We start from the raw sequence: 21,091 nt of genomic DNA, 5'->3' as shown, positions 1-21,091 counted from the left end.
TCTTAAGCGCTTATCTTTTCAATATAATTTCTCAATCTCGGTTTTTGCTAATGAATATTGCGGTGAGTTTAAGTGTTAAGATGCTATCATTCGACAAAACCGTCATTTGATTGAAATTATGTATACAGCATCTCAGCCAAGTATTTTTTGGCACGATTATGAAACCTTCGGAGCCACTCCAGCCAAGGATAGACCGGCCCAGTTTGCCGGGATCCGCACAGACTTAGATCTCAATATCATCAGTGAACCCGAGACTTTTTACTGTAAACAATCAACGGATTATCTCCCCTCGCCCGAAGCCATTTTAATCACAGGGATCACACCACAATTAGCCAACTTAAAAGGCTTGCCAGAAACCGAGTTTATGGGGCGCATTCATGCACTCTTTAGCCAACCGAATACCTGTGTCGCAGGCTATAACTCCTTACGTTTTGACGATGAAGTCACCCGTTACGGATTCTACCGTAACTTTATCGATCCCTATGCCCGCGAATGGCAAAATGGCAATACACGTTGGGATATCATCGATTTAGTCAGAGCTTGCTATGCGTTTAGACCAGATGGGATCCATTGGCCTTTAAAAGAAGATGGCTCACCCAGTTTTAAGTTAGAGCACCTGACGCAAGCCAATGGTTTAAGCCATGAAAAAGCCCACGATGCCATGTCCGATGTGTACGCCACCATCGCCATGGCCAAGCTGATTAAAGAAAAGCAACCCAAGTTATATCAATACTATTTTGAGCTGCGTCGTAAACAGGCCGTGAGTGCACAAATCGATGTATTGAATATGCAACCGCTTGCCCATGTGAGTTCCAAAATCAGTGCGCTGCAGGGTTGTACGACGCTGATAGCCCCCGTTGCCCACCATCCAAGCAACAAAAACGCCATCATTTGCGTTAACTTAGCGATGGATTTAAGCCCGCTGTTTGAGCTGGATGTCGAGCAAATAAAGACTCGCATGTATACACCAAGAGCCGAACTTGCCGCAGATGAGTTACCTATTCCCGTCAAACAAGTTCACCTTAACAAATGTCCTTTTATTACCTCGGCCAAGATTTTGGATGATGCCCAAGCAGACAGACTCAATATCGATAAAGCCTTTGCTAGAGAGCAATACAAACGCTTAAAGGCTCATCCAGAATTGCGGGAAAAACTCGCGCAACTCTTTGAGCATGAAGGCGAAGTGACAACCACAGATCCCGATTTGATGCTGTATTCCGGTGGTTTTTTCAGCCCCGCCGATAAAGCCAAGATGGAGATCATTCGCCATACCTTGCCACAAAATCTAGCGGCGCTAGATCTGCAGTTTGACGATGGACGTATCCCCGAGATGCTGTTTCGCTATCGGGCACGTAACTACCCAGAGCAGCTGAATGATCAAGAGGCCCAGCGTTGGCGTACCTTCTGCCAGCAACGTTTGAGCGATCAGGATTATTTACTGAAACTTGAAAATCTGCTGCAAGATACCGAGGGTGATGAACACAAACAGAAGTTACTCGCAGCTCTGTGTCACTATTTACGCGGGCTCTAAAGCGACGCGAACGCTAAAACACCGATAGTGAACCGATAAGCAGATAGCTAAATAAGACCGTTAGTTAACGCCAGACAGTGATAACGACTTTCAGATGTAACCTATCTGGCGTTAAATTGAGGTGTAAACGCGAACTAACTCGCATTTATACCGTAACAAAATTACTAGAATGTTCTTCCATGAACTTAACAAACAAGGAGTCGGGAAATGCAAGATAGATTTATCAGAAGCATAACCCAGCTGCCAACACCATTGGCTGACGCATTAATTCCCCTATTACATCAAAATTTTGCGGGACATATTGATGCACAGCAACTGGCAGAGTTAGTCCAAAGCAGCAAAATGACCGAAGCCGAAGTGTTACTGGCACTGCTGCCTATTGCCGCCGCCTTAGCGAAACCGCCGATCAGCGAGTTTTATGTCGGAGCGATTGCCAAAGGCAAAAGTGGCGACATCTATATGGGCGCCAACTTAGAACTGCCCGGCGAGGCCCTGTTTCACTCAGTGCATGCGGAGCAAAGCGCCATCAGCCACGCATGGTTAAGTGGCGAGAGCCAAATTGTCGACATGATAGTCAATGCCAGCCCCTGTGGTCATTGCCGTCAGTTTATGAACGAACTCGTCGAGGGTGGCCAAATTAAGATCCATCTGCCATCGCAAGACAGCCATTTACTGTCCTATTACTTACCCTACGCATTTGGGCCAAAGGACTTAAATGTACAGTCGCCCTTGCTGGTCAAGCATGAAACCGAATTTGCCCTCGATAGCAGCGATCCTATGGTGATTGAGGCATTAGATCATGCGGGTTTAAGCTATGCACCTTATACCCAAAGTTACGCGGCTGTCGTATTAGAAACGGCAGATGGTGCAACCTATTGTGGTCGCTACGCTGAAAACGCGGCGTTTAACCCTTCCATGCTGCCAATGCAGATGGCCTTATCGAATCTGACTCGACATAACCGTGATTTTGGCGAGATCCGCCGTGCAGTGTTGGTCGAATCGTCACAGGGGAAAATCAGTTTAGTGGGCGCAACTATGGATGCTTTACATGCCGTTGCGGCCATCGAACTTGAGCACATTGTGGTCGACCCCGTCTAACGCGAGTCTAGCGGCGCTTTAGCTTTATACACTTGTATTTGCTAAGCGCCGTTTTTCTAGCTGTTACAATAAGATACTCTTAATTTACCGCCTACAGCTTAAAGATTAACACTTAAGGATTAGCGCTTCGTTTAGCCTCGAACAACGCCTTTCGCTCAGCCATTCTCAAGTAACAATCATCGCGCTGCGCCTGTGTCATGGTGCGCCACGCTAAGATCTCATCCAAATGCCTAAAGCAGCCCATGCAGATATCTTGCTGATCGAGGCAGCAATTTCGCACGCAGGGATGTTCGAGGTGATTACTCTGACCAGACCGCATATTCGTTGCCCGCAGGCTCGATAAAGTGGAAACGCCGTCCACCGGGAAAGCTGAAAATATCTGCACTGATATCGCCGCCCGCCGCCGTCACCGCCGCTTGAGTTTGTTCTAAGTCCTTGCTGTACAACACGATGAGCGGGCAACCTTTTTCGAGGTTAAAATTCACCTCTGCTTGATAAAACCCTCCCGTGATCCCCGCATCAATAAAACAGCTGTACTGCGGGCTGTAATCTTCAAAGCGCCAGCCAAATACCGTATTAAAAAAGGCCTTGGAGCGGCTAATATCTGTGGTGGGGATTTCTAAATAATTAATACTGTGATGATCCATAACGTTCCCTGCTCATGATTAATCAAAGTAAAGAATCCACCTTCTGAAGAAGGTGGCTTTGTTTTAACCCCCTAAAAGGGGGCCTTTATTCAAGAGCAAGTTGACCCTGCTCTTGCCGCTCTACTTTCTCTTGATGCCTAACGTATCTACGGATTATTTCCTCGTTAATTCCAATCGAATCGACGAAGTATCCTCTCTGCCAAAAATGATTTCCCCAAAGTTTATTCTTACGTAGGTAAGGAAATTTACTGAATATTTTCAACGCTATCTTACCTTTTAACGCCCCCATTAAATTCGATATAGATATCTTCGGAGGTACCTTCACCACTAAATGGACATGGTCAACTTGAACATTTAGCTCCATGACTATGCATCCCATTTGATGGCAATAAACCTGAATGCATCGATAAACCTCTTTTCCGACATTACCTTTCAATATCCGAAAGCGGTACTTTGGTGTCCAGACTATATGATATTGACATCGCCAGAACACATGCGATGCTTGCTCGTATCTACTCATGTTATTTGCCTCTTTTGACTTCGCTAAAAATCAAAGATGCATTTAACATGGGTAGGTATACAGGCAAAGCCTCAAATGATGATAACCACCTACTGAAGTAGGTGGTTTTGGGCTAAAAATAAAAAAGGGAGCCAATGCTCCCTTTAGTATGCTGGCTATTGCCAGATTAACCTTGTACTAAGGCGGCGACAAGTCCGATGGCGCCACCAAATACCCCGCCCCACACGACCAACCAACCTAAATGTGTTTGGATCATCTCCTGCACGATTTGTTTAACCATTTGCGGCGTTAATTCACTCAGGCGTTGTTCAACGATATTGGCGATCTTCGTTTGTAGATCGGCCATCACACTCGGCTGTTCAATCTCTTGTTTCAATAAGTTGCGGAACTGTTCACTCTCGGACATTTCCACCAAAGAGGCTTTCATTTTCTCGATAAAGGGTTCCTTTAACGGCATTAACGCCTCTGTGCCGCCAAACATGGATAACATGCCACCGAAGGAAGATTGTGCCACAGTGTTAACTAAGGCATCGAAAGAAGGTGCTAAGTCGACTTTATCAATCACTGGCGCCAAATCGATTTGGCTAATCCCCTCTTTTTCCGACAGAAAACGGTCAATATTCTCTGTGGTGAAGAACTGCTTCATCATAAGATGTGCAATCCCCGCTTTGAACTCTTCAAAACGCGATGGCACCACGCCAGAACCATATAAACCTGGGACCTTCTCAAACAGCATATACACCGCAAGCCAGTTAGTTATGGCGCCAGATAGGGCAAACAAACCCACATTAAACAGAATGGGTAAGCTCAGTGCGTATCCCAAAATCACACAAATGGCCGCTAACACATTTGTCACTAAACTCTTATTCAATCTTACTCCCCTCTTAAGCTATCGATGCGATTGCAAATGGCGCTAGTTTAGCAAGCGAAGGGGATGCAGGTCTAATGCTGAAAAGAGATGCGAAGCGTCACCAAAGATCAATAAAACATCGCGAAAACCCAGCTAACTCAAGCGGTATCGAACCGGCGTTACTTAGATGATGATGAGCGAAGCGAATGAGGTTATTTCATTAATTAACATTAACTTAGTTTAATGATTATTAAACAAAAATAATTGCACATTTCTCAAGGCGCTTAGGAATTATTGAAAAGCATCGTCTACACTCAAGGTGGCTATTACTTCACCCGTTTGCTCAATAACTCAAAACATAAGGGATGCGCTTATGGACTCTGCATTTAACACCGCTGGTGCCTTAGGTTGGCATGAACTCAGTACCCACGATTCCGAAGAAGCCATGCGCTTTTATGGCGAAGTGTTTGGTTGGCAGTTTAGAACGGTCAAAATGCCCCATGGTCAGTATCACCTCATTGAAAATCAAGGTGTTGGCATCGGAGGGATCACAGATAATCTAATCCCCGCACTACCTTGCCATTGGACGGGTTATGTCACTGTCGCCGATGTCGATATAGTGGCAATTAATGCCAAAAAACTTGGTGGAGACATACTCTTTGGCCCAGAGGATATTCCCAAAGTAGGTCGTTTTTGTTGGATAAAAGACCCACAGGGTGCCATTATCGCGGCGATAAGTTATCTCTCGGTATAACAGAGCATTGAGCTCGCGCATTATCTGATTATTAATATGAGGCTCAACTTGTCAGCCAAAGTTGAGCGGCACAAAAATGTTGCCCCTGTGAATCTAGGGTTATCACTTAATATCGCTTATCACCTAAATGGGTTATCGCAAGGTAATGCTCAGATTTTATTGGGAAAAATCAAAACAAATCATGCACACTTAAGCATTATTCGCTAGAATAGCCGCATTAATTGATAGATTTCGCGCCAGCGTGCGTATTGGAGCCTTAATCTCACTATGTTGACTCAGCTATCACGGTTAAAACTCGCGTTCTTTAGCCGCCCACGATACCAACGAATTCTCGCCTATTTAGCGATAACCTACTTAAGTTACCTAATTATCCTTGGACTGGTACTCCCCAAGGCCGTAGTGTCTTTCGCCCCAGAGAAGCTTACCGAAGTCTTGGGCCGTCCTGTGTCATTACAGGATCTGCGAATTAATCCTTTTACCTATAGAGTCAATATCGAACAGTTCGAAGTTAAAGAGAGTGACAATCAAGCCTTTGCGGGATTATCTCAGCTTCAATTTGAAGTGAACTTCTGGCAATCCGTGTTTAATCAAGCCCTTGTGATTGACCATATCCAGCTGCAAGGGCCCTTCGCCAATGTCAGCCGTTTTCAATCTAAAGGGGCAACGCAGTTCAATTTTGACGACATTCTGACTCGGCTTAATCAGGCAAAAACCCCGAATGAGCCAGAAACCACCACAGAAAATACCCGCCCACTGCGAGTGATTTTAGGTGAATTCAGCTTAACGGCGGGTAAGGTCAAATTTGAGGATAACATCACCCATGCTTTAGTTGATTATCCCAATATCAATTTTAAACTCAGTCAGTTAGATACTGAGTATTTGATGACGGCCAATCCCGCTAACCCTGCAACTGCTCAAGCGACTCAATCTCAGGATAAGCCTGCAACGGCTGCGCCTACGGCTCAGGCCAACACTGCATCGAATCCTCCGAGCATTCTGCACAACCAATTTGTCGCCCAGCTACAGGATGCCCATGCGGGTGAAGTCAGCCTTGCCGGACAATTCCAGCTTTTCCCTTTTAAACTTGTCGGGGATGTACAACTCGCAAAACTGCAACTCGCCCCCTTCTGGCCATTTGTTGCTGAGCAATTCAAGGTAAAACTGGCGACGGGTGAACTCAGTATCAACAGTCATTACCAAGTTGAGTTGCCAGCGGATGGAAACGTACAACTCACGGCCGATCGCGGCCAAGTGATTGTAGAGAAAGTTGATTTACTCAATGGCGACCAGTCCATTATCGCCTTACCCTTGCTGGCGATAGATGGAGTAAACCTCAACCTCGCCAAGCAGCGCATCAACATTAAGCAAATCCACAGTGAAGGTTTAAGCCTTAAGGCCAAGCTGGATGAACAAGGCATCGATTTAGCGCAGCTGTTAATGCCAACATCTATGGCTGCCAGCCCAGATACCGCAACGCCGAACACACCTGCAGAAGCGCAAACAACAGAAGCGTCAGCTGAAACGAACACGTCCGCCGCATCGCCTTCACAAAAGGCCTCGGAAAAGAGCGCCACTGAACAGCAAGATGCTTGGTTAGTGACACTGGGCGGGCTGAGTATCGAAAACTACGATATTCAACTTGAGGAGCATAAACTCACCCAAACCCCACAGCAATGGCGTGTTTATCCCCTTAATTTTGCAACACAAGCCATTGTGAGTGATTTAAAAGCACCCATCGACTACGAACTTTCCTTTGGTCTGAATGACAAAGGGCGCTTCCACTCTCAAGGGCAGGTCGATGTGCCTGGCGAAGCCATTAGTGCCAATCTGAAAGTCGAACAGCTCGCCTTAGCCCAATTCCAACCCTATCTTGCACCCTATGTGAATATGCAGCTCAGCAGCGGCCTATTCAGCAGTGAGGGTAAGCTAAACGCCGATGGCAAAGGTAAGGCGATTTATCAAGGCAGTGTTGAACTGAATGAGCTGAGTATCCTCGACAACATTCGTAAAGCGCCCTTGGTTAAATGGCAAAAAATGCATATTAATCAGCTCGATTTTGACCAACAGCTGAATAAAATTAATATCGACCATTTAAGCTTTGACCAGCCCTACGCTAAAGTGGTTATCGCTAAGGATCGCACGACCAATATCAGTAATCTGATAGTGGAAACGCCTGCGACCGACGCACCTAAGATTACTGCTTCAACGGCAAAGACAGTGGCTAAGCCGCAGAGCAGCCCCGATGCAACGGCTAAGCAGCCCGAGTTAAGCTTAGATATTCAGACAATCAGCTTTAACCAAGGCTCGGCGTTTTTCGCCGATAACTCCCTCACGCCTAACTTTGCCTCAGGCATTGAGCAGCTTGAAGGCAATATCAGTCACTTATCCTCTAAACCCGGCACTAAGGCATCGGTCGATATTAAGGGGAAAATTGACCGTTATGCGCCAGTGACCCTAAAAGGGGATATTAACCCACTACTGGATAAGCCTTATCTTGACTTAGACCTAGTGTTTAAGAGTGTCGAGCTAACCTCAGTAAATCCTTATTCAGGCACCTATGCTGGCTATTACATCGATAAAGGGCAATTATCCTTAGCGCTCAACTACAAACTGGAGCAAAACCAACTCAAGGGCAGCAACCACTTAGTGATTGATCAGCTCAAACTGGGTAAACGCAGTAACAGTGACTTAGCTACCAGTTTACCGGTGACATTAGCGATTGCCCTGTTGCAGGACCGCCACGGCGTGATTGACCTTGGGATGGAAGTCTCCGGCGACTTAGACTCACCCAGCTTTAGTGTCGGCGGTATTATCATGACGGCCATCACCAATGTGATCACTAAGGCCGTAACAGCGCCCTTCTCTTTCCTTGCGGGTCTGGTGGGCTCCGATGAAACCTTGGATAAAATCCCCTTCAATCCAGGGCAATTTGTACTCAGTCCACATGAGCAGGAAAGCTTAGATAAACTCGCTAAAGGCTTAGACGATCGCCCAATGCTCAAGTTGAGTCTCGAAGGCAGCGTGGATGCCGTCAAGGATAGCCAAGCGATTGCCGAGCGTATGATGAAGCGTAAGCTGGCCACACTAGCCAATCTGCCACTGACAGAATTACCCGCGGATCTCAGTCCGAGCCAATTCCCAACCGAGGGTCCACTGGCCGATGCACTGGTCAAACTGTACGAGCAGGAAGTCAAAACCAATCCGGATGATGTGAAAGACACTATTATTGCCGAGACCAAAGATGCACCACTCAGCAAAGAGGAACTCACTACCCGTTGGCACATCGCCCTGTATAACCTCACGGTAAAAGCGCAAAACGTCAGCCAAGGTATGCTTGGTGATTTAGCCCAAGAGAGGGCGAAGTCGGTGAAGGCCTATCTTGTCGACAGTAAAGGGATAGCGCCGGAGCGGATTTTCCTACTCGAGAGCCGCGTGACCCTGAACCAAGATGCGGCGCAGGTGAATATGAGCATCGACGCGAACTAATACTCACCAATATCAAAACATGGATAATAAAACGCCCAGTGCCCACTGGGCGTTTTTATACCGCGAGTCGACAAACAGCCTCACTCTCAATTGCTTGGCCTCACGCATCCCTTAGGTTACACTCTGCGGCTTTATGCGAACGGAATCACATTTCGCCAAGTATTTTCGACAACGAAATGCCCTTTTGCACCACCCATACTGCGGCGCGCTAACACACTTTATTCGAGGTAATTATGTTTATTATTCGCTGGATTTTAGGTCGGATCATTTTGTTACTGAACTTTGTGTTCACTCCAAAGAAGCGCAAGCGCCCACAGGCAGAGCAACAACAGATTGACGCCCAGACCCAAGCGTTGGCCTTATATCAGTACAATGCCTGCCCTTTCTGCGTAAAAGTGCGCCGCGCCATGCGTCGTCAAGGACTAAATATTCAAACGGTTGATGCAAAACAATCACCGCACAAAGATGAGCTCATCGCAAAGGGGGGTAAACAACAGGTTCCTTGTTTACGCATCGAAGAAAATGGCCAAGTGCAATGGCTGTATGAATCGAAAGAAATTATTAATTACTTAGATCAACGCTTTGCCTAAGTGAAATGCGCGCCCTATGGCGCGCTTTTTATTTGCCTCTTGCTTTACAGGCACCACGTTTATTTACGCCAAAGATATTCGCGATCGGAATAGTCAAACAACCACTGGGGTTGGTACACCACCAAAAGCGTCACCGCCATACCATTGAGTAGCGCTTCGGGGAAGGCTAATAGTGGGATTAACATCAGATAGTTATCAATCAACACGCCCCAGTCGTAATCCATTGACCACCACAGCCAGAATGCCCAACTGAATTGATGAAAAACCGTCGACAAACCAGCGTTAATAAAAGCGCCAACAAAAATAAACACAAAAATATGCTTAGGGAACAAATGATAACTACGGCTGTAGAGAATAAAAGCACAGAACAGCGGAATCGCAATCGCAAACAGGCTAAAGGCACCAAACTCGGCGGGCTGCTTTAACACAAAGACACTGAAAAAAGCGCTCGGTAGCAGCAAGGCAACCGTGGCTAAACGCCAACCAAACATCAGTAGGCAAGTGACTATGCCTAAAAAGTGTAAATGCAATCCCACTTGAATACTGGCATTGAGCAGCCACAGGGTGTTCACCGCAATCAAGGTCAGTAACAGTCGCCATTGTAGGCCTTTGTCCTTCAGTACCTGTTGTAACTCTTCCTTGGGCCAGATGGCATAAATCCACAGTCCCAGCAGCAACAGACTCAGGCACTGCAATGGGCTGATATCCCATTCGATTTGTGCAAAACGATTCGCCCAAAAGTCCAACATGAGTAAGGCTCCCTCGGTACAGCGCCATTCGGCGTGCTAAAGCGGTAAAGATAAGCGGTATACGAGAGTGAGTATATCGCGAATAAAACCCATAATTGCATGATATTTCGCGGCATATTAAGGTATTCTTCGATAAGTGAATCACCTAAGAGTAATCCCTCATATGCCATTAAGATCGATAAGTCTGACACTGCTGAGCTGCTTTACCCTACTCGCCTGTAGCAGCGCCCCGATAGATCCCGCTGAATTTGCGGGGAAGTTTAAAGATAAGCTCACCACAGATATCCGCGCCGATGGCCTGAAACTCTTTACCTATCAAGCCGGTTTAGCCGAAGACAAATCGAAAAAGGATAATGCCGAGCGCCCCTTCCCCCACGAAGAACGCATGCGCCAAGTCGCCCAAGATCCTAGAGAGCAACGCCGTAGCCGCAAAGAGCAGGCCGACTCACTCGAGATTTGGGGTAAACAAGTCGAGCTGGGATTAGATAAAACCTTAGAAATGACAGGATATTGCCGCGAGGGTTATTTCGAGTTGAGTCGAAATATTGAATCGGGACGCGGCGAAATTCGTGGAGAATGTAAAGAAGGCGCCACCGAGGAAGATAAACAAAAATTCGTGCGTTTTTAAAACATTAAGAGGGCGAGATTATCGCCCTCTTAAGCTTGCCATTTATAGACCGAAGCATCTTAAGCCCCAAATGGCCTACCGATGATTCACAATGGCCCAGCAGATCAAACTGCTTCGTTTAAAGGAACGGCACGGTTTTCGAGTAACACAGGGATCCCATCCGTGATTGGATAGGCTAATTTGTCTGCCTTACAAATCAATTGTTGCGTTGTTTTATCGTATTCCAATTTTCCCTTACACACTGGGCAAGCGACTATGTCTAACAGTTTTTTATCAAACGCCATGGGATTTTCCTTGTTTAGCTGCAGCCACAGAGCGCACACGGCTCAGCAGCTGTTGATCAAATTGTGGCGATAGCTTGGCATCCACAGCCAAATACCACCAGTTTTCTTGTGCAAAATCGCGACATTTAACCGCATCTTTTTCTGTCATCATCAGCGGGCGAGATGCCGCAAGCTCGCATAACACGTGTTTATCGTAGGCTTGGTGATCATCAAAACCATGGGATAACGCGAGTTGAATACCTTGCTGCGTTAACGTCTCAAAAAAACGCGCCGGATGACCAATGCCCGCCATCGCCACCACGGGTTGCGTCGGGTCAAACACGGCCTCAGCCTTGGGATTTACCGGCAACACCGCACTCGGACTCAGCTGCATCTCATATTGATTCGCCTGAGCGGGCCCACCGTTGACCACTACAAAATCCACTTGGTTTAGGCGCCAAGCACCTTCCCGTAGCGGCCCTGCTGGCAGCAAATGACGATTCCCTAAACCGCGTTTTCCATCAATCACCACCAGCTCAATGTCACGGCCAAGGGCGTAATGTTGCAAGCCATCGTCACAGATAATCACATCCACGGCAAACTGTGCCAGCAACGCCTTGGCGGTATCGACACGTTTGGCTCCCACCACCATAGGTACGCCGGTGCGCGCGACTATCATGGCGGGCTCATCGCCTACAGCCGCCGCACTATCCGCTGCGGTAACGACTTTGACCCCTTGGATATCCGCACCATAACCACGGCTGATCACGCCAGGGTTAAACCCCTGTTGCCGTAGCAGTTCAATCAAATAAATGACTGTGGGAGTTTTACCGCTGCCACCAACGGTAATGTTTCCCACCACAATAACAGGCACGGGTAATGGGGTTTGGGATTTGAATTCCAAGCGAAACAGGCTGCGACGAATCGCGGTGATCAAAGCGAATAACACAGAAAACGGCAGCAAGAGCCACCGCAATGGGTGACCCTCGTACCAAATTTTATTTACCAGCGCCTGCATTTAGCTACCAAACTGCATTTGGTATAACTTGGCATACATGCCGCCAAGTTCCAGCAGGGATTTATGGGTACCGCGCTCGACGATACGGCCTTGATCGACCACTAAAATTTGATCGGCACTTTCAATGGTCGACAAACGGTGGGCAATCACAACCGAGGTACGGTTTTGACGTAGATTATCCAGCCCCTGCTGAATCGCCTTTTCAGATTCGGTATCGAGTGCCGAGGTGGCTTCATCGAGGATCAGCACTGGCGCATCACGCAGCATAGCGCGGGCGATCGCGATACGTTGTCTCTGGCCGCCCGATAATAACACGCCGTTTTCACCCACTTGAGTATCTAAACCTTCAGGCAATTGCTCGATAAATTCCATCGCATGGGCCAAGGTCGCCGCTTGGATAATCTGCTCGCGGGTCGCTTCACCGGGATAGGCATAGGCGATGTTATTGGCAATGGTATCGTTAAACAACGTCACTTGCTGCGACACTAGCGCCACTTGATTACGTAATGATTTCAATGAGTAATCATAGATGCTCACATCATCGAGCAGAATGTCACCAGATTCCAAGCCAGTATAAAAACGCGTTACCAGACTGGCGATAGTGGATTTACCCGAGCCAGAACGGCCGACTAAGGCCAAGGTTTGCCCTTGGGTGACCTCGAAGTCGATTTTATCTAAGGCGCGGCGCTCCTGCCCATCGTAGCTGAAGGACACATTATCGAAACGTAAGTTGCCCTTAGCACGCTTGACGGTATAAGTCCCCGTATCGGATTCAGGCAAAGTGTCTAACAGTTCAAAGACCGTGGTACAGGCCGCGATACCGCGCTGAAATTCGGCATTCACACGCGTGAGGTTTTTGATCGGTTGTAACATGGCCATCATAGCGCCGAGGATGGTTGCGAAGGTACCTGCGGTCAGATCGGCTTTCATGCTATCGAGGCTCGCTGCATACAGCACAAAGGCCAAGGCAAAGGAGCCAATTACCATGATAAGCGGCTGGCTAATCGCCTGCGCCACGGCGAGTTTCATGTTTTGATGACGGTTTCTGTCATTCACTTTGGCGAAACGCGCCGTTTCGGTTTCTTGTCCGCCGAAGGCCAAGACGTTTTTATGGCCCTTGATCATCTGTTCGGTCGCGGCACTGACATCGCCCATCGCCGTTTGGATTTGTTTCGATACCTTACGGAAGCGGCGACTAACAATAGTGATCACCAATCCCATAATCGGGCCAATCACTAAAATACAGAGGGAAAGCTTCCAAGAGTTATAAAACATCAGGGCAAGCATACCGATAACCGTCACCCCATCACGCACGATGGAAATCAAGGCACTCCCCGATGCACGGGCAATTTGCTCGGTATCGAAGGTCACTTTTGAAATCAAGTTCCCGGTGTTTTCTTTGTCCATGTAGCTCACGGGCAGGCTCAGATAGTGCTCAAACACTTGCTGACGCATATCCATGATCAAACGCGCACTCATGTAAGAAATGCCGTAGGTGGAGACAAAGTTCGCAAAACCGCGCAGGGAGAACATCAAAATAACCACTATCGGTGCCATTAATAACACTTGGTTATCGGCATGGAAGCCTTGGCTAGTGGGGAGTGCGATACCGTTACTGATCGCCGGAGCACTGGAAAAGCCTTTATCGATAAAAGGACCGATAAAAGAAATAAAGGCCGCGTCGACAAGCCCATATACAATCAGGCCGACAACGGAAAGCAAAAACATGCCCTTCATCGGTTTGAGGTAGCTCAGTAGTCGCTTGAAAACTGTCCACATTTCGTCTTTAGGAGATGCTGTCATTGAAAACACTAAATTATGGCAAAGTGGCCATTCTACTCTGGATTAATCAAGTCACCAAATCTAAACAAGCGGTTATACCAAAATGGCGCAAAATCACGCCGATAGGTCTTCACCTCCAATCGTTCAGCACCAAAAGAAACACTGATCTGTCCTTCTCGCCCCGTCGTTAAATAAGCAATATTCCGCGCCTGATAACGTGCAACCACATCGGGCTTTGGGAAGCCATAACGATTATTCAGACCTGCCGGAAACAACACTAACTCAGGGGCGACCGCATCGATAAAGGCAGGGGTTGATGAGGTGCGACTGCCATGGTGCGGCGCAATAAGCACTTGGCTTTTAAGCTGGGCGCCTTTGAGTGCTTGCTCAATCAATACCGCTTCGGTTTCCTTCTCAATATCACCACTGAGTAACGCACTGTGCACGCTATCCTCAATGCGCAGTACGCAAGAGGCGTTATTCCCACCCAGCGCTGTCTGCGTGGAAATAAAGTTTAACGTTAATTGCTGCCACTGAATTTGCTGCGGCAAACAGGGCATGCCAGCTAAATGAGCCACATCGGTTATCCAGTTTGCCCTTGGATAGGCTCTGGCCAACACCTCGGCACCGCCGGCATGATCGTTATCGCCATGACTCACAACAATATAATCCACCTGAGCTAAACCTTTACTGTTAAGAAACGGGATAATCACCCGTTCGCTATAGCTAAAATCCTCACCAAAGGCGGCGCCCGTGTCATAGATAAGTGCCCGTTTATCCTGTGCAATCACCACGGCTAAGCCCTGCCCAACATCGAGTAGATGCAGCGTCCACTGAGGCGAAGATGACACAGTCACCCGTGGAAAAATCACTAATATGAACGGAATAAACAGCAAGACTATGGGTAAATGCCATAGTCCATATCGACTATGATGCGGAAGGTAACGCCATAGAATCAAGGCCAACAATACGCACAGACTAGCTCCAAGCAAGGTATCTGAGACCGAATGCCAATGGGCGGGTAAATTACCGCTGAGTTTGAGTAACCAGCCATAGGGTAACAGTGTTAAATCAGCCAGATGGAACAAGCCAAACCATGCTTGACCAAAAAGTGTGCCCAACCACCAGAGGATAAACGCCAGCATAGACAAGGGGATAACGATTAAGCTAAACCACGGCACCACCAGCATATTCATCCACAGACTGTGTACACTAAGGCCGCCGAAAAACACCGCCTGCACCAGCCCTAATACCAGACTTAAACGCCATTGAATTGACCAAAACTGCGCAAGTCTTCCTCTCGCTTTTGCTCTAAAGCTCGCGTTACCTTCAACGGGCTGAATACGCGGCACGCTTTCCAAGGTATACAAAATAATCGCCAAGGCGCAAAACGACAGCCAAAAACCAGCACTCAAACAGGCAAGCGGATCGAGCAAAAGCACAATAAAGAGTGCAAACAGTAAACGATCCCACGCACTCGAGTAGCGTCTTAATAAACTCAGCAGCATGATCAATAGGATCATCACTAACGCGCGTTGGGTCGAAACGGCAAATCCCGCTAAATAGCTATAAAAGAAGGCACTGCAGCCAGAGAGCAATAGTGCAATCACTAGATTGCGCCGACTGGGATGCGCCGCGAAGCGGCTCAATAGAAACAGCGTACACACATACACCCAGGCGGTGACCACAGATAAATGCAGCCCAGATATCGCCACTAAATGCCCGGTTCCCGTTTGCCTTAATGCCTGCCACTTACTGGCGGGTATGAGTTGCTTATCGCCCAAAATCAGCGCCAGCAAAATATCCCCCTGCGCGAATGTCGACAACTTAGGGGATAATTGGCTAATCAGGTGATTCCTTAATGAAAAATGAGTCGTGAGCAGTTGAGCATGAATGACTCGTCCTTTGCCAACAATATGCTGACTAATCAATTGCTTTTGTTCGTTGTAACCGCCTTGATTTAACACGCTTGAGATACTTTTAGGCATCAGCGTAAATGACCAAACTTGTCCCACTTGCACCGCTTCGGGAGATTGCCAAGTGAGTCGCAACTTAGCCCTTGGCCAAAAGATTAAATTTGGTTTATCGACAATAATATCGAAGCTAACCCAGTCGCTGTTTTGACTAACTAGTGATATGATTTCGGCCCTCACTTGAATTGGCTGTTGCGATAAAGGAAGATCCTGCCGAGATAAGACTAAGCAAAACCCCGTAAGCCAACACATCGCGAAAAGCATGCCAGACAAACTAGGCGCTTTTTTGAATAAGATGAGTGCCCCAAGGCAAAGGTAGGGTAAACAATTGATTGGCAGCAGCGAGGGCCACAACATCGCTGATAATAAGGTGGCACTAAAGCCAAAAATGAATCCATTCATAGTGAATTAAGTTAAGACAGCAATTTCAGCCTATGCCAAAAAAATTAATCAAAAAATATATGCCTAAGCCTGAAACCCTGCGTGAGCACAAACACCTACGCATTTTCGGTCGCTTATTACATAACCCCAATCTGTGGGCGCTTAATCGCCGCTCTGCCCCGGGGGCCTTTGCCATAGGTTTGTTTGTCGCTTGGATCCCAATGCCCTTTCAAATGGTCGTCGCCGCCGCTTTCGCCATCCTGTTTAATGTCAATATTCCTGTCTCTGTCGCATTAGTGTGGATCACCAATCCGCTCACCATGCCCGTGATGTTTTATGGCGCTTATTTATTGGGCGCAAAACTTCTGGGCCATGCGCCGCAAGAGTTTGCCTTTGAAGCCAGCTGGCAATGGATTGAATCCTCACTAGCCACTATTGGTCCTGCATTTTTGCTGGGTTGCTTAGTATTAGGAGTAATATTTTCCGCCGTGGGATATCTAACGATCAGTAATCTGTGGAAATATTCCATCATGTTTAAATGGCAAAAGCGTAAGACAAAATAATTTGTCGAATCTTTGCCGCACCATCCCATACTCACCTGGGCTGTATCTAAGCGCATCCAATAGCATCTAAGCACTTTGACTAGCGCTTAGATGCCTTGTTATTGATTCGGATTAGATACCATTAGCTTAATCTGTAGTATCGAGTTTTTCTGGCTCACCAGCTCTAGCTATTGAACAAGTTAACTCCTCTGTGCATTCCCCTCCCAGACCTTGTCACACTTGCAACTTGCTAAACTCGAATCGTAAAGCAGCCTGTTATCTCGTCTCGCATCTAAGAGCCAATCCGTTGCAGCTAACAACAAAATAAACAGCTTTCACCACAGTAAACTGACTGTTACTCAAAAGGAGATATATACATTCATTTTATTTGCAGCTTAAAATATTCCCATGTTCACCTTCACCACTGATCTGTATGCTGAATATTGATGAACCCGCACACTTACAACCTAAAGTGGCTTTGTTTCGCTTAGGTTTTAGACCCTTTTTCCTGTTTGCAAGCCTGTTTAGTCTCTTAAGTTTGGGTATTTGGGGCGGTTTGCTCTCCGGCAAGTCGTTACTGCCAAGTACACTCAATCCACTCTGGTGGCATGGCCATGAGATGATTTTTGGCTTTGTCTGCGCAGTGGTTGCAGGCTTTTTACTGACGGCCGTTCAAAACTGGACGGGGCGCCCCGGCGTTAAAGGCTTGCCTTTAGCTGGGCTATTTTTAGTCTGGCTACTGCCTCGGTTGTTGTTCATATTGCCCTTCAACATTCCGTTTGTTGTCATTATGACCATCGATCTGCTGTTTTTACCCTTAACTGCGGTCTTGTTAGCCATTTCGGTGATAGAGGTTCGCCAGTGGCGCAACTTTGTGTTTATTCCCATTCTTAGTTTACTCACCCTCTTCAACGGCGTGAGTTATTACGGCTTAATGACGAATCAATTGAATTGGATGAATAACGGACTCTATGCCGCTGTGATATTGGTCGCCGTGATAGTGGCGCTGCTCGGTGGACGAGTGATCCCATTTTTCACTGAGCGCGCAACCCAATGGCAAAAGCAAGCCCCTATCCCAGCAATTGAGTTTGTCAGTTTTGCGAGCCTCTTTGCCCTCGTGCTGAGCCTCTTTTTCACTGAAACCCTATTAACTCGCCTTCTGGCGGGCGTCGCAGGCGTAGTCCTGTTATTTCGATGGTCACGTTGGGGATGGCGCGCGAGTTGGCCCGTGCCACTATTATGGTCGCTGCATTTAAGTTACTTATGCATCCCCATCGGCTTAGGGCTGATTGCTGCGGGATTACCACTTTCCGTTGGCATGCATGCGATTACTGTTGGGGGATTAGGCGGAATGATCCTCGCCATGATGTCACGGGTCTCACTCGGACATACAGGCCGCACGCTAACACCGCCACGACCCATGGCGTTGGCTTTTGCCTTGATCCTCTTCGCCACATTGCTGCGCGTCCTCGCGGGCTTGTTCAGTGCATGGTTTATCGAACTCATGCTCGCCGCCATTGCACTGTGGATCATAGCCTTTGGTTGTTTCTGTTACTGCTATGGGCCCATGCTTTGTCGCGTAAGGGCCGATGGACGCCCAGGCTAAAGCGGCGTCTAAAATCGTGGCGCTTGATTCTGTGGCTCAACGAGCATTTGTTATCTTGTGAATTGAGTCACAGAGAATCACGCCTCTTTTCCCTACCTAAGGTATTTTTACTGTTACTATTTATAAAAATATTCAGTAGGGAGTACCTATGCCATTTTATCGTCAATACGGTGCTAAGGGCTTAAAAGCCGTTGAGCATCTAGTATTAATCATCATCGCGATTGCGACTGTTGTCGCCATCGGCCAAGAAATTGTTCATGTCTTTAATGTCGGCGCCGTAGCGCTTGCCGATCTGCTGTTATTGTTTATTTACCTTGAAGTGCTCGCCATGGTGGCCAACTACGCCGAATCGGGCAAATTACCCGTGCGTATGCCGCTGTACATTGCGATTGTCGCCCTAGCGCGGTATTTAATTTTAGATATGAAGAGCATGGATGACTGGCGAATTGCCGCCATTTCACTCTCTACGTTGATCTTAGCGGCTACGGTTATCGTTATCCGTTGGGGCCAATTAAAAATGCCTTACCCTAAAAATCAAGAATACGATAATTAACTCTCCCACGCGCCATTGCCAGCCAAACGCAATGGCGCGTTGTTCCTGCCAGTAAAATCCCCGTCAAAGACCTCGCTTTCACATTGGTATTCTGCCAAAAAGCAATTATGCTAGTTTTACTGAGATCAATTATTTACGGGGCAATTGAGTTATGGGTGACCATCCAACAGGATTTGAAGAAAAACGTGGGTCGCTTCGCGTGGATATGGAAGCCGAACGTGTACTTTTACATTGGACTGACAATAACGGTATAGAGCATACCGACCAAGGTGTGTGCATCGATTTAGCCCGTAGAGGCATACTGTTTGATTACAAAAAACCCTTCACATTGGGTGATTTAGTTAGCGTGACCTTTAATCCAGACACAGATCATGAGAATAGTGTTAAGGGTCAGGTCTGCCGCTGCTCTAAACGTCATGATCAAAGTTATCATGTCGCCATGCAATTGCTTTAATTTCAATCCAGCTACGCAGGGTCGATTGAGCTGTTCTACACTGAATTAGTTGAACTATTCGTACAGGGGACATAGCTATGATATTGCTGGTGGGTGGTGAAAAAGGTGGCAGTGGCAAGAGTTGCCTCGCGCAAAATCTGGCGGTTTATATAAAACAGAAATTTGACGCCAATGTGCTGATGGTCGACTGTGACCCACAACGTACCACATCCGATTGGATCCAAGCCCGAAACAACGACCCTAGCCTCCCTGCCATTAACTGTATTCAACTCTACGGCAAAATTCGTAACGATTTGCTCAGTCTTAATGAGCGTTTCGACTATGTGATTGTCGACTGTGGTGGCCAAGATAACCTTGCGATGCGCGCCGCGATGTCGGTGGCCACTTACGTGGTGATCCCCCTAAGACCTAAGCGTCGCGATCTAAAAACCTTGCCCCATATGGAAGACATGCTCAGCACCTGTAAGATGGTTAACCCCAAAATGGTGGCCACCATAGTACTCACCCAATGTCCCGCACTGCCCACACAGGTCAAACGGATCCTTGAGGCGAAAGAAGTTGTCCAATCCTTTGGCCTACGCGTGCTCAACTCGGTCACGTTCTGCCGCAATATTTACGATGACAGTGAGGAAAAAGGATCGTCCGTGATGGAAATTGAGCCCGATGGAAAAGCGGCCGACGAAATCCGCGCAATTGTGGATGAGCTGTTCACCTTACCTCCAGAAAATAGTTATGAGCTTAACTGATCTTAAACGTAAGAAACCCAAACAAGTCATCAAGTCGGTTTCTGTTGATGATTTTATTGAAGATGCCAATAACTATGCTCTTGGTAAAGCAAGTATTCTTAGCATCCCCACTCCCGAGCCAAAGGGATTAGATAAAAAGTCCGCCAAGATCTACCGTCACGCGACTTTTACCTTAACCGAAACCAGTATTTCCCAGCTCGATGGCCTGGCAAAAGAAACCAAGATTGCCAAATCGCGTCTGCTGCGTATTTTGATTGATGAATTCAGCCGAAAAACCGCCGATGAACAGCTTAAAGTAGTCAATAAAAGTAAGAAAGATGAAGGCTAACCCTGCTCTTTATTCATTGATATTAATCGTTTATCCAAAACCGATTAAATTTTTCCGCAATAGCAACTGCCAGGATGCAACTTTCTCCTTCTATAAAATTGCGCTTTCGGGAGATTTCATTGGCCGCAACCTAATGCGGCCAATGTTGCTAAACTGGACTGGCGCTATATCGACTAAGATCCGTTCGCCGAGGCTCATATGAAGCCTGACTGCAATTAGGCTAGGCTTCGATTAGCAAGGCTTAGATTAACAAGAGTACTTCAATCATCTTAGTGGTGTGAATGATTACACTGCCGACCCGCGACCAGTGTGAGCCCTTGCGCAGACTCCAGCATTTTCCCCTTGCGGATCAATAAACTGATTAGCTCTTCTGCCTTTAGATTATCGGCGCTGCAGGTATGATAACGCGCATTGTCACCAAAGGTTTGTGCCATCAAGGCGATAAACTCAGGCTTTAAAAGCGGATTTTCTTGCGCTACCATCAGCGCCATAACGTCATGACCGTGAACAGAATCGGACATAGTCTCTCCAAAAGATGTAAATAAGATTAAGCTTTATATCCGAACTGTTGAATTTTAACCCTGATCTTGCG

22 protein-coding genes are annotated in these 21,091 nt (G+C 47.2%); 12 read left to right on the top strand and 10 right to left on the bottom strand.

Annotated elements, in window-relative coordinates; all coding sequences use genetic code 11:
* Positions 1-118: 118 nt before the first annotated feature.
* Both sbcB and cdd read left to right on the top strand, forming a co-directional pair.
* Complete coding sequence (sbcB, locus tag ACUZ8J_RS08145) at positions 119-1,531, top strand: exodeoxyribonuclease I (protein ID WP_446693547.1); 1,413 nt, start codon at positions 119-121, stop codon at positions 1,529-1,531.
* A 207-nt stretch (positions 1,532-1,738) separates the two neighbouring features.
* Positions 1,739-2,629, top strand: coding sequence for a cytidine deaminase (gene cdd / locus ACUZ8J_RS08140; RefSeq protein ID WP_086902612.1), 891 nt, complete (start codon positions 1,739-1,741; stop codon positions 2,627-2,629).
* Between the two features lie 112 nt (positions 2,630-2,741).
* Here the strand turns inward: cdd and ACUZ8J_RS08135 are convergent, their stop codons facing one another.
* The 4 genes from ACUZ8J_RS08135 to ACUZ8J_RS08120 all read right to left on the bottom strand — a co-directional run bounded on the left by ACUZ8J_RS08135 (position 2,742) and on the right by ACUZ8J_RS08120 (position 4,667).
* Positions 2,742-2,948 carry a DUF1289 domain-containing protein gene (locus ACUZ8J_RS08135; RefSeq protein WP_089067539.1) on the bottom strand — a complete coding sequence of 69 codons (207 nt, stop codon included), beginning with the start codon at positions 2,946-2,948 and terminating at the stop codon, positions 2,742-2,744.
* Complete coding sequence (locus ACUZ8J_RS08130) at positions 2,929-3,276, bottom strand: VOC family protein (protein ID WP_446693546.1); 348 nt, start codon at positions 3,274-3,276, stop codon at positions 2,929-2,931. The genes ACUZ8J_RS08135 and ACUZ8J_RS08130 overlap by 20 nt, the downstream gene beginning before the upstream one ends.
* Before the next feature lie 85 nt (positions 3,277-3,361).
* On the bottom strand, positions 3,362-3,796 hold the full coding sequence (gene tnpA / locus ACUZ8J_RS08125; RefSeq protein WP_039978090.1) for an IS200/IS605-like element ISShes8 family transposase: 435 nt from the start codon (positions 3,794-3,796) through the stop codon (positions 3,362-3,364).
* A 166-nt stretch (positions 3,797-3,962) separates the two neighbouring features.
* Positions 3,963-4,667 carry a DUF445 domain-containing protein gene (locus ACUZ8J_RS08120; protein ID WP_446693545.1) on the bottom strand — a complete coding sequence of 235 codons (705 nt, stop codon included), beginning with the start codon at positions 4,665-4,667 and terminating at the stop codon, positions 3,963-3,965.
* Between the two features lie 352 nt (positions 4,668-5,019).
* Here ACUZ8J_RS08120 and ACUZ8J_RS08115 point away from each other — a divergent pair, with 352 nt between their 5' ends.
* The 3 genes from ACUZ8J_RS08115 (at position 5,020) to ACUZ8J_RS08105 (ending at position 9,476) form a co-directional block, all read left to right on the top strand.
* Positions 5,020-5,400: a VOC family protein gene (locus ACUZ8J_RS08115; protein ID WP_086902608.1), complete on the top strand. Its 381-nt coding sequence runs from the start codon at positions 5,020-5,022 to the stop codon at positions 5,398-5,400.
* Between the two features lie 267 nt (positions 5,401-5,667).
* Positions 5,668-8,886, top strand: a complete 3,219-nt coding sequence (locus tag ACUZ8J_RS08110) for a DUF748 domain-containing protein (protein ID WP_446693544.1) — start codon at positions 5,668-5,670, stop codon at positions 8,884-8,886.
* A gap of 233 nt (positions 8,887-9,119) precedes the next feature.
* Positions 9,120-9,476 (top strand): glutaredoxin family protein, encoded by a 357-nt coding sequence (locus ACUZ8J_RS08105; RefSeq protein WP_086902606.1) that lies wholly within the window; start codon positions 9,120-9,122, stop codon positions 9,474-9,476.
* 59 nt (positions 9,477-9,535) lie between these two features.
* Here ACUZ8J_RS08105 and ACUZ8J_RS08100 read toward each other — a convergent pair whose 3' ends face one another.
* Positions 9,536-10,225: an energy-coupling factor ABC transporter permease gene (locus ACUZ8J_RS08100; RefSeq protein ID WP_248968293.1), complete on the bottom strand. Its 690-nt coding sequence runs from the start codon at positions 10,223-10,225 to the stop codon at positions 9,536-9,538.
* Between the two features lie 163 nt (positions 10,226-10,388).
* On the opposite strand from ACUZ8J_RS08100, the gene ACUZ8J_RS08095 reads away from it, so the two are divergent.
* Positions 10,389-10,853, top strand: a complete 465-nt coding sequence (locus ACUZ8J_RS08095; protein WP_374918748.1) for a hypothetical protein — start codon at positions 10,389-10,391, stop codon at positions 10,851-10,853.
* Positions 10,854-10,957: 104 nt separating this feature from the next.
* On the opposite strand, the gene ACUZ8J_RS08090 is transcribed toward ACUZ8J_RS08095, so the two are convergent.
* The 4 genes from ACUZ8J_RS08090 to ACUZ8J_RS08075 are packed head-to-tail and all read right to left on the bottom strand — an operon-like array spanning position 10,958 to position 16,291.
* On the bottom strand, positions 10,958-11,137 hold the full coding sequence (locus tag ACUZ8J_RS08090; protein ID WP_011623174.1) for a Trm112 family protein: 180 nt from the start codon (positions 11,135-11,137) through the stop codon (positions 10,958-10,960).
* Positions 11,127-12,134, bottom strand: a complete 1,008-nt coding sequence (lpxK, locus tag ACUZ8J_RS08085; protein WP_446693543.1) for a tetraacyldisaccharide 4'-kinase — start codon at positions 12,132-12,134, stop codon at positions 11,127-11,129. Before lpxK ends, ACUZ8J_RS08090 begins: the two co-directional genes overlap by 11 nt.
* Positions 12,135-13,937, bottom strand: coding sequence for a lipid A export permease/ATP-binding protein MsbA (msbA, locus tag ACUZ8J_RS08080; RefSeq protein WP_446693542.1), 1,803 nt, complete (start codon positions 13,935-13,937; stop codon positions 12,135-12,137).
* Positions 13,938-13,969: 32 nt separating this feature from the next.
* Positions 13,970-16,291, bottom strand: coding sequence for a DNA internalization-related competence protein ComEC/Rec2 (locus ACUZ8J_RS08075; RefSeq protein WP_446693541.1), 2,322 nt, complete (start codon positions 16,289-16,291; stop codon positions 13,970-13,972).
* Positions 16,292-16,323: 32 nt separating this feature from the next.
* Here ACUZ8J_RS08075 and ACUZ8J_RS08070 point away from each other — a divergent pair, with 32 nt between their 5' ends.
* From ACUZ8J_RS08070 to ACUZ8J_RS08045, 6 genes are all read left to right on the top strand, one after another.
* Complete coding sequence (locus ACUZ8J_RS08070) at positions 16,324-16,833, top strand: DUF2062 domain-containing protein (protein ID WP_446693540.1); 510 nt, start codon at positions 16,324-16,326, stop codon at positions 16,831-16,833.
* 412 nt (positions 16,834-17,245) lie between these two features.
* The gene (locus tag ACUZ8J_RS08065; RefSeq protein ID WP_446693539.1) at positions 17,246-18,418 is read left to right on the top strand and encodes an NnrS family protein; all 1,173 of its coding nucleotides are present in this window, start codon (positions 17,246-17,248) and stop codon (positions 18,416-18,418) included.
* Between the two features lie 148 nt (positions 18,419-18,566).
* Complete coding sequence (locus tag ACUZ8J_RS08060; protein WP_011623180.1) at positions 18,567-18,971, top strand: phosphate-starvation-inducible protein PsiE; 405 nt, start codon at positions 18,567-18,569, stop codon at positions 18,969-18,971.
* 151 nt (positions 18,972-19,122) lie between these two features.
* Positions 19,123-19,425, top strand: a complete 303-nt coding sequence (locus ACUZ8J_RS08055) for a PilZ domain-containing protein (RefSeq protein ID WP_446693538.1) — start codon at positions 19,123-19,125, stop codon at positions 19,423-19,425.
* 77 nt (positions 19,426-19,502) lie between these two features.
* Positions 19,503-20,171: an AAA family ATPase gene (locus ACUZ8J_RS08050; protein ID WP_086902600.1), complete on the top strand. Its 669-nt coding sequence runs from the start codon at positions 19,503-19,505 to the stop codon at positions 20,169-20,171.
* Complete coding sequence (locus ACUZ8J_RS08045) at positions 20,158-20,499, top strand: replication protein RepA (protein WP_089067527.1); 342 nt, start codon at positions 20,158-20,160, stop codon at positions 20,497-20,499. The genes ACUZ8J_RS08050 and ACUZ8J_RS08045 overlap by 14 nt, the downstream gene beginning before the upstream one ends.
* Positions 20,500-20,768: 269 nt before the next feature.
* On the opposite strand, the gene ACUZ8J_RS08040 is transcribed toward ACUZ8J_RS08045, so the two are convergent.
* On the bottom strand, positions 20,769-21,020 hold the full coding sequence (locus tag ACUZ8J_RS08040; protein ID WP_126511555.1) for a YecH family metal-binding protein: 252 nt from the start codon (positions 21,018-21,020) through the stop codon (positions 20,769-20,771).
* Positions 21,021-21,091: the final 71 nt, after the last annotated feature.

The organism is Shewanella sp. Koi 1 (assembly GCF_052907445.1).
This window is presented reverse-complemented; position numbering and strand designations above follow the sequence as displayed.